We start from the raw sequence: 14880 nt of genomic DNA, 5'->3' as shown, positions 1-14880 counted from the left end.
TCGGCCTCAGGCCGGATTGGCGACCCGTTGGTCAATGAGTAGCACATCGCCGAAGCGCGCCGCGAGAAGGATCACCACGGGGCGGGTGATCTCCCCCGGCACGGGCTCGAGCGTCGCGGCGTCGCGCACGTCGACGCTTTCGATCGTCGCGCGTGGCTCGCGGGCGATGAAAGCGCGGATCTCCGCCTCGAGATCGGGCGCGCTGCGCCCGTCGGAGACCTCGTAGTCGGCGAAGGCCAGCGCCTTGTTCAGGACGAGTGCGGCGGTGCGGTCCTGAGGCGAGAGGCGCACGTTGCGCGAGGACATGGCGAGCCCGTCCGGCTCGCGCACGGTCGGGACGCCCTGGATCTCGACGGGCATGTCGAGATCGCGCACCATGGTCCGGATCACGAGGAGCTGCTGGTAGTCCTTTTCGCCGAAGAACGCCCGGTCGGCGCCGGTGATGTTGAAGAGCTTGGTGACGACGGTGCAGACGCCCTTGTAGTGGCCGGGGCGCAAGGCGCCCATCAGCATGGTCGCGAGATGCTCGGTCTCGACCGTCGTCTGCTTGTCTTCGTGATACATCTCCGCCACGTCGGGGGCGAAGACGGCATCGACCCCGGCCGCCTCGAGCATGGCGAAATCGCGCGCCTCATCTCGGGGATAGGCGTCGAGATCGGCCGCCTCGCCGAATTGCGTGGGATTGACGAAGATCGAGACGACCACGCGGTCGCTGCTGGCCCGCGCGGCCTGCACCAGCGTCATGTGGCCCTCGTGCAGGAAGCCCATCGTCGGGACGAGGCCGACATCCTCCCCGCCGGCATGCCAGCCACCGACCTCCGCACGGATCTCTTCCTTCGTCCGGCAGATTTTCATCGCTTCCCTCCCAGCGCCGCTCGCGAACTGGCGCGACCATACTCAGACCGCGGCGAGGCGGCAAGCGAGGCGGGCTGTGCGCCTTTGCAACGGACGGGGGCGGAGCGGCGCAGCGCCTGCACCGAAATTCCGTGGGGTTTCCGCGCTGCCGGCCGCCGGCGCGGCGGGCGGGACATGACCTATGCCACAGCCGCCAGCTCGTCCCAGCACTCGAGCGCCTTGGCTGCGTACATCAGCACGGGACCGCCGCCCATCTGGATACACATGGCGAGCATTTCGGCGAGTTCCTCGCGCGTGCCTCCCTGCCTGATCAGCGCCTCGACGTGAAAGCCGATGCAGGCTTCGCAGCGCAGGCCCACCGCGACGGCGAGGGCGACCATTTCCTTGGTCTTCCCGTCGAGGTGGTTGCCTTCCATCGCCGCCTTCGACATGGCGCCGAAGCCGGCGGGGATGCTGCGGTTGGCCTTGTTGAGGGTGCGCAGCGCCTCGCGCATCGTCTCGTTCTTTTCGACCCAGCCCATTGATGTCTCCTTCTCTCCGGTGTGCTTCGTTGCAGCTTTCCTGCCACGGGCGCGGGAGCGGGGCCTTGATCGGGATCAATGAAATCAAATTATTGAATGTATCGGTGCAACATGGGAAAGGCCCGCGGAGGGCGAGCCTTTCTCCTGAACGGTTCCCAGGGGCGCTTATTGCGGGATCTCGCCCGTCAGCCCCTCGATGTAAAAGTTCATCCCGACGAGGGTGGCGTCATCGGCCACTTCGCCCTCGGCGAGCCAGGCGGAGCCGTCCTGCTTGTTGATCGGGCCGGTGAACGGATGGTAGGAGCCGTCCGCGATGCTGTCGCGCAGGGCTTCCGCCTCGGCCTTGATGTCCTCGGGCACGGCGGAGGAAATCTCGCCGATGCCGACCATGCCGTCGCCGATTCCCGCCCAGGTGTTGTCGCTTTCCCAGGTGCCGTCGATCACGGCCTGCACGCGCTCGATGTAATAGGGCGCCCATTCGTCGATGATCGAGGAGATCCGCGGCATCGGCGCGAATTCAGCCATGTCGGCGGCCTGGCCGAAGGTATAGACGTTGCCGGCCTTCTGCGCGGTGATCTGCGGCGCGGTGGAATCGGTGTGCTGGAGCACCACATCCACGCCGTTGTCGATCAGCGCCTGCGTGGCGTCGGCCTCTTTCGCCGGGTCGAACCAGGTGTTGAGCCAGATGACGGACATCTCGACCTCGGGATTGACCTTCTTCGCATGGAGATAGGAGGCGTTGATCCCGCGGATGACCTCGGGGATCGGGAAGGAGCCGATATAGCCGATCTTGTCGCTTTCGGTCATGTGGCCCGCGAGGAAGCCCTCGACCGCGCGTCCCTCGTAGAAGCGGGCGGAATAGACGCCCACGTTCTCGGCGGTCTTGTAGCCGGTCGCGTGCTCGAATTTCACATCGGGGAATTTCTCCGCCACATTGATCGTCGCATCCATGTAGCCGAAGGAGGTGGTGAAGATGATGTCGGCCCCCGACAGGGCCATCTGGGTCATCACCCGTTCGGCATCGGGGCCTTCAGGCACGCTTTCCTGTTCGACGAGCTCGACTGCGTCGCCGAAATGCTCCTTCATCTCCATGGCGCTTTCGTGGTGGTGCTGCGACCAGCCGCCATCGTTGCGCGGGCCGACATAGATGAAGCCGACCTTCACCGGATCCTGGGCGAAGGCGGGCAGGGCTGCGCCGAGCGCGAGCGCCGAAGCGGCGGCGGCGGTCAGCAAGGTTCTGCGTTTCATGGTGTTACTCCCCTGTTGAATGAGATGCGCCTCAAGAGGCATGGAAAACCCGCCCCAGCATTGCGGGTGCGTTGGTGGCACCATGACGCCGGGCGGAAATGACGACAAGGACAAGGATGGTCGCAAGGAAGGGCGACATGGACAGAAGCTCCACCGGCACCCGCGCCCCTGCGGCCTGAAGGTTGAGTTGCAGGACGGTGATGCCGCCGAAGAGATAGGCGCCGATCAGGACGCGGCCGGCGCGCCAGCTTGCGAAGACGACGATGGCGAGGGCGATCCAGCCGATGCCGGCGGTGATCCCGTCGGTCCATTGCGGCACGCGCACCAGGCTGATGTAGGCGCCGCCGAGCCCGGCCATGGCGCCGCCGAAGCCGATCGCGGCAAGGCGCACGGCCTTGACCTTGTAGCCGAGCGCGTGGGCGGCGGCATGGTTCTCGCCCACCGCCCGCAGGATGAGGCCCGCGCGGGTGAATTTGAGGAAGGCCCAGACGGCGATCACCGAAAGGAGCGAGAGATAGACGATCGCGTCGTGGCGAAAGAGGATCGGGCCGAGGACCGGAATCGCCTCGAGCACGGGGATGTCGAGATCCGGGACGCGCGGCGGGGTGCGGCCCTGGTAGTTCTGTCCGAGCAGGGAGGCCAGTCCGGTTCCGACGAGGGTGAGCGCGAGCCCCGCGGGCACCTGCGTCGCGAGGAAGACCTGCGTGAGCAGGCCGAAAAGCATGGAAAGCGTCGCGCCGCCGAGGGCGGCGGCGAGGAAGCCGAGCGTCGGGGAGCCGGTTTCCACGGCGGCGATGAAGCCGCAGACGGCGCCGGTGATCATCATCCCCTCGACGCCGAGGTTCAGGACGCCCGATTTCTCCGTCACCATCTCTCCGAGCGCGGCGAGCAGGATCGGGGTCGAGGCGACCATGAGCACCACGATGTTGATTGAGCCGAAATCCATCACGCGGCCTTTCCCTTGCCGATCACGAGCCGGTAGTTCACGAGGATGTCCATTCCCAGGAGCGTCATCAGCAGCATGCCCTGAAACACCTGGATGGCCGAGGACGGCAGGCCGAGCATGAATTGCGCGAGTTCGCCGCCGATGAAGGTCAGCGCGAGCAGGAGCCCGGCAAGCAGGATGCCGACCGGGTGCAGCCGGCCGAGGAAGGCGACGATGATCGCGGTGAAGCCATAGCCCGCGTTGAAGTCGATGGAGATCTGGCCCGCCGGTCCCGTCACCTCGAAAAGCCCGGCGAGCCCCGCCAATGCGCCGGCGGTGCCGAGGCAGAAGACGACGAGCCGGGCGGCGTTCACGCCCGCGAAGCCCGCGGCGCGGGGGCTTTCGCCGGTGAGCCGGATCTGGAAGCCCATGAGGTGCCGGTTCAGCAGGACATAGGCCGCGACCACTGCGCCGAGCGCGGCGACGACGCCCCAGTGCGCGCCGGTGCCGGGGATCAGCTCCGGGTTCGACAGCCAGTCGATGCGCGAGAGGTTGCGCGAGCCGGGAAAGCCGTTGCCCTCCGGATTGCGCAGCAGGCCGAGGGAGGCGGAGGCGAGAAGCTGTTCGGCGACATAGACCAGCATCAGCGAGACGAGGATCTCGTTGGTGTTGAACCTGGTCTTCAGGAGCGCCGGGATCAGCGCCCAGAGAAAGCCGCCGACCGCGCCCGCGACCACCATGAGCGGAAAGATCCACCAGGCATCGAGCGGGTAGAGCGCGAGCCCGACCGAGGCGCCGGCGAGCGCGCCCATGATATATTGCCCCTCGGCCCCGATGTTCCAGATCCCCGCCTTGAACCCGAGCGACAGGCCGATGGCGATGAGGATGAGCGGGGCGGCCTTCACCAGAAGCTGCGGGCGGGAATAGCCTGCGAATTGCGGGTTGAACAGCGGATCCCAGAAGATCGTGCGGATCGCCTCCACCGGGTCCTTGCCCATCAGCGCGAAGAGGATACCGCCGAGGATCATGGTGACGATCACGGCAAGCAGCGGCGTCGCGAGCATCCAGGCGCGGGAGGGCTGCGGGCGTTTCACGAATGCGATCACGGTTCGGCAACCTCCATGTCATGCGCCCCGCCCAGCATCAGGCCGATCTCCTCCACGGTGAGCCCCGTGGTGGAGCGCGGCGGGCTCAGGCGGCCCTCGTTCAGGGCGGCGAAATGATCGGAGATCTCCATGAGCTCGTCGAGGTCCTGCGAGATGACGACAACGCCCGCGCCCCGCGCCGCGAGGTCGAACAGCGCCTGCCGGATCGCGGCGGCGGCCGCCGCGTCGACGCCCCATGTGGGCTGGTTGACGACGAGCACCTTCGGGTCCTGCAACACCTCGCGGCCGATGACGAATTTCTGGAGGTTCCCGCCCGAGAGCGACCGCGCGGCGGCCTGCGGTCCCGGCGTGCGCACGTCGAAATCCGCGATGACCTCGCGTGCGAACTCCTCGGCCCGGCGCCAGTTCAGGAACCTGTTGCGGCTGAGCCTGCGCCGGATCGTGCCGGTCAACGCGGCGTTTTCCGTGAGGCTCATGTTGGGTGCGGCGGCATGGCCGAGACGTTCCTCCGGCGCGGTGAGCAGGCCCAGCCTGCGGCGCGGGTTGGGCCCCAGGGCGCTCACATCCGTGCCGGCGAACCGCACCGAGCCCTTCGCCGTCGTCGCCTCTCCGGAGAGCACGGAAAGCAGTTCGTCCTGTCCGTTGCCCGCGACCCCGCCGATGCCGAGCACCTCGCCCGCGCGCAGGCTGAGCGAGACGCCCTTGAGCCGGGTGCCGAAGGGGTTGGCGGGCGCGAAGTCGAGCGCCCGCAGTTCCAGAAGAACCTCCCCCGCCTGCGCACTCTCGCGCGTGGGGACGTGCAGCGTCCTGCCGACCATGAGTTCCGCCATCTCGCGTGCCGTCGTCGTCTTCGGATCGCATTCGCCCACGACCTTGCCGAGGCGCAGGATCGTCGCCCCGTCGCAGAGCGCGCGGATCTCCTCGAGCTTGTGGGAAATGTAGAGGATGGAGGTGCCCTCGGACTGGAGCTTGCGCAGGGTCTCGAAAAGGATCCCGACCTCCTGCGGCGTCAGAACCGAGGTCGGCTCGTCCATGATCAGGAGTTTCGGGTTCTGGAGCAGGCAGCGGATGATCTCCACCCGCTGTCGTTCCCCCGCAGAGAGATCTCCCACGATCCGGTCGGGATCGAGGGGCAGACCGTAGGTTTCCGACACGTCGCGGATCGCGCGGGCGAGATCGCGGCGCTTCGGCGGGTTCTCCATGCCGAGGGCGACGTTCTCGGCGACGGTGAGCGCCTCGAAGAGCGAGAAATGCTGGAACACCATCGCCACGCCCGCCGCGCGCGCGGCCTGCGGGCTGGCGGGCGCATAGGGCGCGTCGTGCAGCGTCATCGTGCCCGAGTCCGGCTTTTCCAGCCCGTAGATCATCTTGACCAGGGTGGATTTTCCCGCCCCGTTCTCACCCAGGAGCGCGTGGACCTCGCCCGCGCCGATCTCGAAGGACACATCGTCATTGGCGCGCACGCCGGGATAGTCTCGGGTCAGGCCATTGACGGAGAGAAGGGCAGTCACGCGGATCTTTCCTGTGTCGCTCGGGCGCGGATCGCGCGGGTGATGAGGTCGGCCGCCACGCCGATGGCGATGGCCTGCGGGTGCTTGCCCAGGGCCGGATCGCCGATCGGGCAGGTGATACGGTCGATCTGATGCGCCGAATGGCCGAGAGAGGCAAGCCGCGATCTGAACCGCGCCCATTTCGTCTTCGACCCGATGAGGCCGGCAAAGGCGAAGTCCCGGTCCAGCAGCCGGTGGCACAATTCCAGATCGAGCGCATGCGAATAGGTCAGGATCAGGTGCTCGGCCTCCCGTGGCGCATAGGCCACGAACTCCGCCGGATTTTCCGCGATGAGCCGTGTGACGGTGTCATGGGGGAGAGGATCGGGAAAGCGTTCCGCCGCCGTGTCCACCCAGGTGATCGCGAGACCGGGCAGGGGGGCGAGCGTGGCGACGATGGCCCGGCCGACATGGCCCGCGCCCCAGACCCAGACCGGGCGCGTGGGGCGCGTGACCGGCTCGACCATCCAGTCCCCGAGGAGGCGCGGGGCGACCGTCCCTTGCCCGCGCGCCGCTGCGAGCGCCTTTTTCACCGCGAAGGGCATGGGGCCAGGTCCGCGGGCGAAGATGTCGGACGGGATCGTGTCCACGGTCTCGAAGACTTCCGTCAGAAGCGTCACGGCGCCGCCGCAGCATTGCCCCATGGCGGGGCCGAGCGGCAGGCGGCGCAATCGCGGCGCGGTGAAGGCCGTGCGCGCCGCCTCGTATTCCAGCGTGCCGCCGCCGATGGTGCCCTCCTGGCCGCCCGGCCAGACGAGCATCGCGGCGCCCGCTTCGCGGGGGGCGGAGCCGTGCACTTCCGCCACGACGATACGCGCCACACGACCGTGGGCGGCAATGGCGCGGGCAAGGGCGTCGCGATCAAAGCTCATGCGGCCTCTCCCCGCGCGCGGGCGATGGCCGCGAGGCATTCCTCGGGCGTGGCGGGCGCATTCAGGGCCGGGTAATGCGGACCGCAGGCGGCGGCCGCATCCGACAGGGCGAGGAAGGCGGAGATCCCGAGCATGAAGGGCGGTTCGCCCACGGCCTTCGAGCGATAGATCGTCTCCTCCCGGTTCTGCCCGTCCCAGAGCGTGATGTTGAACACATCGGGCGCGTCCGAGGCCGCCGGGATCTTGTAGGTGGAGGGCGCATGCGTCCTGAGCCGTCCCTTGGCGTCCCAGACGAGTTCCTCTGTGGTGAGCCAGCCCGCCCCCTGCACATAGCCGCCTTCGATCTGGCCGATGTCGATGGCGGGATTGAGGGAGTTGCCGACATCATGGAGGATGTCGGCGCGCAGGATGCGGTTCTCCCCCGTCAGCGTATCGAGGACGACTTCGCTGATCGCGATGCCATGGGCGAAGTAGAAGAACGGCCGCCCCCGCCCGGCGATCCGGTCCCATTCGATCTTTGGCGTCTTGTAATAGCCGGTGGCCGAGAGGCTCACGCGGTTCATGTAGGCGAGTTTCACGACCTCCTCGAAGCTCATGTCGTGATTGCCGAACCGGACGCGGCCGTCCTGCCATGTCACGTCGCTGTCGCCGAACCAGTCGAGCAGGAAGACCTCGAGCCGGGTGCGGATGCGGTCGCAGGCGTTCTTCACCGCCATGCCGTTCAGGTCCGAGCCGGAGGAGGCGGCGGTGGCCGAGGTGTTGGGCACCTTGCCCGTGTCCGTCGCGGTGATCTTCACCCGCTCGATCCCGATGCCGAATTCGGAGGCCGCGACCTGCGCGACCTTCTGGAACAGGCCCTGTCCCATTTCGGTGCCGCCGTGGTTGAGATGGAGGGAGCCGTCGCTGTAGACATGGACGAGCGCGCCCGCCTGGTTGAGATGGGTGAGGGTGAAGGAGATGCCGAACTTGACCGGCGAGATGCCGAGCCCCTTCTTCAGGATCGGATTGCGGGCGTTCCACTCTGCCACCTGTCTGCGCCGGGCGCTCCAGTCGGCCTGCGACAGGAGGCGTTCGGTCATGCCGTGGAGGATGAAATCCTCGACCTCCTGCCCGTAGGGGGTGAGCTTGCCGCGCGGGCTGTGCCGCCCGCCCGAGAGCCGGGCATGGCCGGTGTCGTGTTCCTCGCCGCCGCGCGACAGCGGGTCGTAGTCGACGGAGACGATATGGTCCTCGGGCACGCCCTCGCCTGCCACGGGAACCACCATCTCGTCGTAATAGTTGAGCCGCCGCACCTCCGCCGGATCGCGTCCGAGCGTATGGGCGATATGGTCGATCACACGTTCGATGCCGAGGACGCCCTGCGGCCCGCCGAAGCCGCGATAGGCGGTGTTGGACTGGGTGTTGAGCCGCAGGCGATGGCTCTCGATCCGCGCGTTCGGCAGGAAATAGGCGTTGTCGGCATGGAGCATCGCCCGGTCCGCCACCGGCAGCGTGAGGTCCATCGACCAGCCTGCGCGGGTGAGTTGCAGGAAGTCGATGCCGAGGATACGGCCCTCCCCGTCGAAACCGCAGGTGTAGGAGATGCGGAAATCGTGGCGCTTGCCGGTGACGATCATGTCGTCGTCGCGGTCATAGCGCATCTTGCAGGGGCGGCCCGTGGCGCGGGCGGCGACGGCGCAGGCGATGGCGAGCCAGTTGCCCTGGCTCTCCTTCCCGCCAAAGCCGCCGCCCATCCGCCGCGTCTCCACCCGCACGGCGTGCATCGGGACGTGGAGCGCGTGGGCGACCTTGTGCTGCACTTCGGAAGGGTGCTGTGTCGAGGAATAGACGATCATGTCGCCGCCTTCCTGCGGCAGCGCGGCGGCGGCCTGTCCCTCGAGATAGAAATGCTCCTGTCCGCCCATCTCGATCGTGCCTTCGATCCGGTGCGGCGCGCCGGCGATGGCCTTCGCCGCGTCGCCGCAGCTGTAGATGCGCGGACCGTCCTCGAAATGCGATTTCTCACGCAGCGCGGTGTCGTAGTCGAGGATCGCGGGGCGTTCGTCATAGTCGATCTTTGCGAGGCGGACGGCGCGGCGGGCGGCGAGATGCGAAGTCGCGATGACGAGGAAGACCGGCTGGCCGACGTAATGCACCACGTCGGAGGTCAGAAGCGGTTCGTCGCCGAGAGAGGGCGAGCAGTCCGGCACCTCGCCGTCGAAATCCTCCGCGGTCATCACCGCGACGACGCCCTCGGCTGCGCGCACCGCGTCGAGTTCCATCGCGGTGATGTCGCCATGGGCGACGGAGGACAGGCCGAAGGCCAGGTGCAGCGTGTTCGCGGGCATCGGGATGTCGTCGATGTAGCGCGCCTGTCCGGTGACATGCAGCTTCGCCGCATCATGGGGGAGGGGGGAACCGACCGCCATCACGCGCCCTCCCTGACGGAGAGCACCGACACGCCCTGGCCCTCGCGCTCCGCGAAATAGCGGCGCAGCATGTTGCGCGCGGCGGTCAGGCGATAGGCGCTCGAGGCGCGCATGTCCGAGAGCGGCGTGTAATCCTCGGCAAAGGCGGGGAGCGCGGCCTCGATCGCGGCCTCGCTCCAGGGCTTGCCGGTCAGCGCCGCCTCGACCGTGCGGGCGCGCAGGGGCGTTCCCGCCATGCCGCCGAAGGCGATGCGCGCCGCGGTGATCCTGCCGTCTTCCACGGTCAGGTTGAACGCGCCGCAGACCGCGGAAATGTCCTGGTCGAAGCGTTTCGAGAGCTTGTAGACCCGCAGGTCGCGCAGGCCCGCCTTCGGCACGGTGATGCGCTCGACGAATTCGGAGGGCTGGCGGTCCTGTCTGCCGTATTCGATGAAGAATGCCTCGAGCGGGAGGCTGCGCCGGTCCTCGCCCTTGCGAAGCGTCAGCGTCGCGCCCGCGGCGATCAGCGGCGGCGGGCTGTCGCCGATGGGGGAGCCGTTGGCGATATTGCCGCCGAGCGTCGCAGCGGCACGGATCTGGACGGAGGCGAAACGGCGATACATTTCCGCAAGCGAGGGGCAGAGCGGGCGGAACAGTCCGACCAGATCCCCGACCGGGGTCATGGCGCCGATCTCCAGCGTGTCCGGCGTTTCGGTCACGCCCCGCAGATCCTCGATCCCGCCGAGGAAGATGACCTCGTCGAGATCGCGCAGCTGCTTGGTGACCCAGAGCCCCACGTCGGTCGCTCCGGCGATCAGCACCGCATCCGGGCGCAGTGCGTAGATCGCGGCAAACTCGTCGGCGCTCTCGGGTCGTTCGACGATGGCCGGAGCGGAAAAGGCGACGTGGTCGAACCCCTCCGGCACCGGGTCCTTCGCTGCCTTCGCCGCCGCGCGCAGGATCGGCGCGTAGCCGGTGCAGCGGCACAGGTTGCCGGCGAGCACGTCCTCGTGGTCGGTCCGCCCCTGCGCATGGGCGGTGGCAAGCGACATGACGATTCCGGGCGTGCAGAAGCCGCATTGGCTGCCGTGCTCCTCGATCATCGCCCGTTGCACCGGGTGAAGCACCTCCCCGTCCGACAACCCTTCGACCGTGACCACCGACTTGCCGTGAAGCTGCGGCAGGAACAGGATGCAGGCGTTGAGCGGCTTCTTTCCCTGCGCATCCTCGACCATCACCGTGCAGGCGCCGCAATCGCCTTCGTTGCAGCCCTCCTTCGTGCCGGTGAGGCCGCGGGTTTCGCGCAGATGATCGAGCAGGGTACGTGTCGGCGTCTCCGTGACCGTCACGACCTCGCCGTTGAGCCGAAAGGTGATCTCCATATATCAGGCCGGCCGCTTTCTTGTCTCTTCGACCACGCCCGATGCGGCGGAAAGCGTGGTCCCTGTCCTAGAGAGCAAAGCCGCCCCGGCCTGGATTTGCAAGGGATTCTCGCAGGGCGTTTGCGCATAAATTGCCCGAATGATTAAAAATCGGGCGCGACAATCCCTGTGGAAAACGTGTTTTTCGCCCTTGGCGCGGTGCCATGGGGTGAGATAGCCTTGTCCGGCCATGAGCAGACCCGGTTTCATCCATCTTCGCGTCCATACCGAATACTCCCTTCTCGAGGGGGCGATGCGGCTCAAGAAGCTGAGCGGCATGGTTGCGGACATGGGCATGCCGGCGGTCGCCGTGACCGATACGAACAACCTGTTCTGCGCGCTCGAATTTTCCGAATATGCCAAGGGGGCGGGCATTCAGCCGGTCATCGGCTGCCAGGTCGACGTCGCCTATTGGGAGCCCGAGCCGGGCGGGAAGCCGAAGCCGCCCGCGCCGGTCGTGCTGCTTGCGCAGAACGAACAGGGCTATGAGCATCTGATGAAGCTCAATTCCTGTCTCTATATCGACAAGCACGGCGCGCTGCCGCAGGTGAGCCTCGAGGAACTGGAGCGCTATTCGGGCGGCCTGATCTGTCTCAGCGGCGGGGCGGAGGGGCCGGTCGGAAAGCTCGTGCAGGACCATCACCCGCGGGAGGCGCGCGCGCTGCTCGAGCGGCTGAAGGCGATCTATCCGAACCGGCTCTACGTCGAGCTCCAGCGCCATCCGGGCGAGGACGGAACCTATACGGTGGGGGAGCGTGCGACCGAACGGCCCTTTGTCGAATGGGCCTATGATCTCGGCCTGCCGCTCGTGGCGACGAATGACGTCTACTTTCCCAAGGCCGACATGTACGAGGCGCATGATGCGCTCATCTGCATCGCGGAGGGCGCCTATGTCGACCAGTCGGAGCCGCGCCGCCGCCTCACGCCGCAGCATTATTTCAAGAGCCCGGCCGAGATGGCCGCGCTCTTCGCCGATCTGCCGGAGGCGATCGAGACCACGGTGGAAATCGCCCGCCGCTGTGCGTTCAAGGCCTACAAGCGCGACCCGATCCTGCCGAAATTCGCCGATGACGAGGTGGAGGAACTGCGCAAGCAGGCCTGGGAGGGGCTCGAGAAGCGCCTCGCCGTGATCGAGCCCGCCGCGCCGCGCGAGGAGTACGAGGACCGGCTCAGGTTCGAGCTCGGGATCATCGAGCAGATGGGATTCCCCGGCTATTTCCTCATCGTTGCCGACTTCATCAAATGGTCGAAGGACAACGACATTCCGGTCGGGCCGGGGCGCGGTTCGGGTGCGGGGTCGCTCGTGGCCTATGTGCTTACGATCACCGACCTCGACCCGCTGCGCTATTCGCTGCTGTTCGAACGCTTCCTGAACCCCGAACGCGTGTCCATGCCGGACTTCGACATCGATTTCTGCATGGACCGGCGCGAGGAGACGATCCGCTACGTCCAGGAGAAATACGGTCGCGACAAGGTCGGACAGATCATCACCTTCGGCGCGCTCCTCTCGAAGGCCGCCGTGCGCGATATCGGGCGGGTGTTGCAGATGCCCTACGGGCAGGTGGATCGCCTGTCGAAGCTCATTCCGGTCGAGGGGGTCAAGCCCGTCTCCATCGAGCAGGCGCTGAAGGACGAGCCGAAGCTGCGCGAGGAGGCACGCAACGAGGAGGTGGTGGACCGGCTCCTGACCTACGGCCGCCAGGTCGAGGGGCTGTTGCGCAACGCCTCCACCCACGCGGCGGGCGTGGTGATCGGGGACCGGCCGCTCGACGACCTCGTGCCGCTCTACCAGGATCCGCGCTCGGACATGCCCGCCACCCAGTTCAACATGAAATGGGTGGAGCAGGCGGGGCTCGTGAAATTCGACTTCCTGGGGCTGAAGACGCTTACCGTCGTGCAATCGGCGATGAACCTGATCTTCAAGAACGGCCGCCCGCTCCATGTCGCGCCGGACGGCACGCGGCTCTACGAGCCGGCGGCGGGGGCCGAGAACCAGATCAACCTCATCCCGCTCGACGACGCGAAGACCTACAGGCTCTATTCGGACGCGAAGACGGTCGCGGTGTTCCAGGTGGAAAGCTCGGGCATGATGTCCGCGCTGCGGCAGATGAAGCCCACCTGTATCGAGGATATCGTGGCCCTCGTGGCGCTCTATCGTCCGGGGCCGATGGAGAACATCCCGACCTATTGCGACGTGAAGCACGGGCGCAAGGATCTCGAGAGCATCCATCCGACCATCGACCATATCCTCGAGGAGACACAGGGGATCATCGTCTATCAGGAACAGGTGATGCAGATTGCGCAGGTCATGGCGGGTTACACGCTTGGCGGCGCCGACCTTCTGCGCCGCGCGATGGGCAAGAAGATCAAGGAGGCGATGGACGCCGAGCGCCCGAAATTCGTCGAGGGCGCGAAGAAGAACGGTGTGGACCAGAAGAAGGCCGAGGAGGTCTTTGCCCTTCTGGAGAAATTCGCCAACTACGGCTTCAACAAATCCCATGCGGCGGCCTATGCCGTGGTGTCCTATTACACCGCTTGGCTGAAGGCGAACCACCCGGTCGAGTTCATGGCGGGGGTCATGAATTGCGATATTCATCTCACCGACAAGCTCGCGATCTATGCCGAGGAGGTGCGGCGGGGCCTCGATGTGGAGATCGTGCCGCCCTGCGTGAACCGGTCGCTCGCCACCTTCGACGTGGTGGATCAGAAGCTGGTCTACGCGCTGGGTGCCCTGAAGAACGTCGGCGGCGAGGCGATGCAGCTCATCGTGAACGCGCGCGAGGAGGGGGGCAAGCCCTTCGTGACGCTGTTCGACTTCGCCCGCCGCGTGGACCTGAAGAAGGTCGGGAAGCGTCCGCTCGAGATGCTCGCGCGCGCCGGCGCCTTCGACCAGCTCGACGGCAACCGCCGCCGCGTCTTCGACAGTCTCGAGGCGCTGGTGCAATATTCCGCGGCGATCCATGAACAGAAAGCTTCCTCCCAGGTGTCGCTCTTCGGCGATGCGGGAGAGGATCTGCCGGAGCCGCGCCTGTCCCCCGTGGGCGACTGGGTGGCCTCCGAACGGCTGATGGAGGAGCAGAAGGCCATCGGCTTCTTCCTCTCCGGCCATCCGCTCGACGACTATGCGGGCGCGCTCCGGCGCAAGAAGATCGCGACCCTCGCCGACGCCCAGGCCAGGGCAGAGGCCGAGGGCGGTGCCATCGTCAAGGTCGGCGTCATGGTCTCCGGCTTCCGTCCGATGAAATCGGGCAAGGGCACGCGCTATTTCCGCATGAACGTCTCCGACGCCACCGGACAGCTTGCCGGCATCGCGATGTTCCCCAAGAAGGACGAATATGACGCGGCCTATGCCATCTTCGAGGCACACGACAAGGTGGTGATCACGCTCGAAGGCCGGTTCAGCGACGGTCAGTTCGACCCGACGATCCGCTCCGTCGCGCCGATGGAGGCCATCGTGGCGGATGCGGGCGGGGCGGGGCTCAGGATCTTCTGCGACGATGTCATGGCGGTGACGCAGGTGAGCGAGCTTCTCGCCCGCGTCACGCGGGAGGCGCGGCAGCCCCCGCGCGGCGCGGTGTCCTTCTGCATCATGGCGCCCGACTATCCCAACGAGGTGGAGATCGACATTCCCCAGCCCTTCGTCGTCACCCCGGAGGTGAAGGGCGCGATCCGCTCCTTCGACGGGGTGGTGATGGTCGAGGATATGTAAGCACCGCTTACCAGTGCGGCGGGCGCTGGTCGACGAGCGGCACCGTGCCCTCCGTCTCCGACTGGCGCGCGGCCTCGGCCTCCATCAGCAGGCCGAGCCGGCGCTCCGCCGCCTCGATCACGCGTTCCTGCCGCGCAACCACGTCCGACAGCTCGTCCACGACCTTCGTCAGATAGGCCACCTGTTCCTCGAGTGTGACGATACGGGTTTCGTTTTCCATCTCTGCCTCCCATCGGCTGACACCGGGTTTGCCTGTCCATCATAGCGGGGATTCGCGACGCTTTCA

The 14880-nt window shown here is 66.8% G+C and carries 11 protein-coding genes; 1 reads left to right on the top strand and 10 read right to left on the bottom strand.

Going from position 1 to position 14880, the window contains the following annotated elements; genetic code table 11:
* Positions 1-6: 6 nt before the first annotated feature.
* The 9 genes from panC to xdhA all read right to left on the bottom strand — a co-directional run bounded on the left by panC (position 7) and on the right by xdhA (position 10846).
* Entirely contained in the window at positions 7-855 is an 849-nt protein-coding gene (gene panC / locus P73_RS19225) for a pantoate--beta-alanine ligase (protein WP_043870834.1), read from the bottom strand.
* A 179-nt stretch (positions 856-1034) separates the two neighbouring features.
* Positions 1035-1376 carry a carboxymuconolactone decarboxylase family protein gene (locus P73_RS19220; RefSeq protein ID WP_043870833.1) on the bottom strand — a complete coding sequence of 114 codons (342 nt, stop codon included), beginning with the start codon at positions 1374-1376 and terminating at the stop codon, positions 1035-1037.
* A gap of 165 nt (positions 1377-1541) precedes the next feature.
* Complete coding sequence (locus P73_RS19215; RefSeq protein ID WP_043870832.1) at positions 1542-2624, bottom strand: BMP family ABC transporter substrate-binding protein; 1083 nt, start codon at positions 2622-2624, stop codon at positions 1542-1544.
* 31 nt (positions 2625-2655) lie between these two features.
* Complete coding sequence (locus P73_RS19210; protein ID WP_043870831.1) at positions 2656-3570, bottom strand: ABC transporter permease; 915 nt, start codon at positions 3568-3570, stop codon at positions 2656-2658.
* Positions 3570-4655, bottom strand: coding sequence for an ABC transporter permease (locus P73_RS19205; protein ID WP_043870830.1), 1086 nt, complete (start codon positions 4653-4655; stop codon positions 3570-3572). The genes P73_RS19210 and P73_RS19205 overlap by 1 nt, the downstream gene beginning before the upstream one ends.
* Complete coding sequence (locus P73_RS19200) at positions 4652-6166, bottom strand: ABC transporter ATP-binding protein (RefSeq protein WP_052453424.1); 1515 nt, start codon at positions 6164-6166, stop codon at positions 4652-4654. Before P73_RS19200 ends, P73_RS19205 begins: the two co-directional genes overlap by 4 nt.
* Positions 6163-7077, bottom strand: a complete 915-nt coding sequence (gene xdhC / locus P73_RS19195) for a xanthine dehydrogenase accessory protein XdhC (RefSeq protein ID WP_043870829.1) — start codon at positions 7075-7077, stop codon at positions 6163-6165. Before xdhC ends, P73_RS19200 begins: the two co-directional genes overlap by 4 nt.
* Positions 7074-9485, bottom strand: a complete 2412-nt coding sequence (xdhB, locus tag P73_RS19190) for a xanthine dehydrogenase molybdopterin binding subunit (protein WP_043870828.1) — start codon at positions 9483-9485, stop codon at positions 7074-7076. The genes xdhC and xdhB overlap by 4 nt, the downstream gene beginning before the upstream one ends.
* The gene (xdhA, locus tag P73_RS19185; RefSeq protein WP_043870827.1) at positions 9485-10846 is read right to left on the bottom strand and encodes a xanthine dehydrogenase small subunit; all 1362 of its coding nucleotides are present in this window, start codon (positions 10844-10846) and stop codon (positions 9485-9487) included. Before xdhA ends, xdhB begins: the two co-directional genes overlap by 1 nt.
* A gap of 229 nt (positions 10847-11075) precedes the next feature.
* Here xdhA and dnaE point away from each other — a divergent pair, with 229 nt between their 5' ends.
* Positions 11076-14594, top strand: coding sequence for a DNA polymerase III subunit alpha (gene dnaE, locus P73_RS19180; RefSeq protein ID WP_043870826.1), 3519 nt, complete (start codon positions 11076-11078; stop codon positions 14592-14594).
* Positions 14595-14601: 7 nt separating this feature from the next.
* Here the strand turns inward: dnaE and P73_RS19175 are convergent, their stop codons facing one another.
* On the bottom strand, positions 14602-14814 hold the full coding sequence (locus P73_RS19175) for a SlyX family protein (RefSeq protein ID WP_043870825.1): 213 nt from the start codon (positions 14812-14814) through the stop codon (positions 14602-14604).
* Positions 14815-14880 lie beyond the last annotated feature (66 nt).

This window comes from Celeribacter indicus, from assembly GCF_000819565.1.
Taxonomy (GTDB): domain Bacteria; phylum Pseudomonadota; class Alphaproteobacteria; order Rhodobacterales; family Rhodobacteraceae; genus Celeribacter; species Celeribacter indicus.
Note: the sequence above shows the minus strand (reverse complement) of the source record. Positions and strands in the feature narration are given on the sequence as shown.

Excerpts from the sequence above, each read along its gene's own strand:
- xdhA (WP_043870827.1), bottom strand. The coding sequence starts at position 10,846 with ATGGAGATCACCTTTCGGCTCAACGGCGAGGTCGTGACGGTCACGGAG.
- xdhC (WP_043870829.1), bottom strand. The coding sequence starts at position 7,077 with ATGAGCTTTGATCGCGACGCCCTTGCCCGCGCCATTGCCGCCCACGGT.
- P73_RS19175 (WP_043870825.1), bottom strand. The coding sequence starts at position 14,814 with ATGGAAAACGAAACCCGTATCGTCACACTCGAGGAACAGGTGGCCTAT.
- P73_RS19215 (WP_043870832.1), bottom strand. The coding sequence starts at position 2,624 with ATGAAACGCAGAACCTTGCTGACCGCCGCCGCCGCTTCGGCGCTCGCG.
- P73_RS19210 (WP_043870831.1), bottom strand. The coding sequence starts at position 3,570 with ATGGATTTCGGCTCAATCAACATCGTGGTGCTCATGGTCGCCTCGACC.
- panC (WP_043870834.1), bottom strand. The coding sequence starts at position 855 with ATGAAAATCTGCCGGACGAAGGAAGAGATCCGTGCGGAGGTCGGTGGC.
- xdhB (WP_043870828.1), bottom strand. The coding sequence starts at position 9,485 with ATGGCGGTCGGTTCCCCCCTCCCCCATGATGCGGCGAAGCTGCATGTC.
- dnaE (WP_043870826.1), top strand. The coding sequence starts at position 11,076 with ATGAGCAGACCCGGTTTCATCCATCTTCGCGTCCATACCGAATACTCC.
- P73_RS19220 (WP_043870833.1), bottom strand. The coding sequence starts at position 1,376 with ATGGGCTGGGTCGAAAAGAACGAGACGATGCGCGAGGCGCTGCGCACC.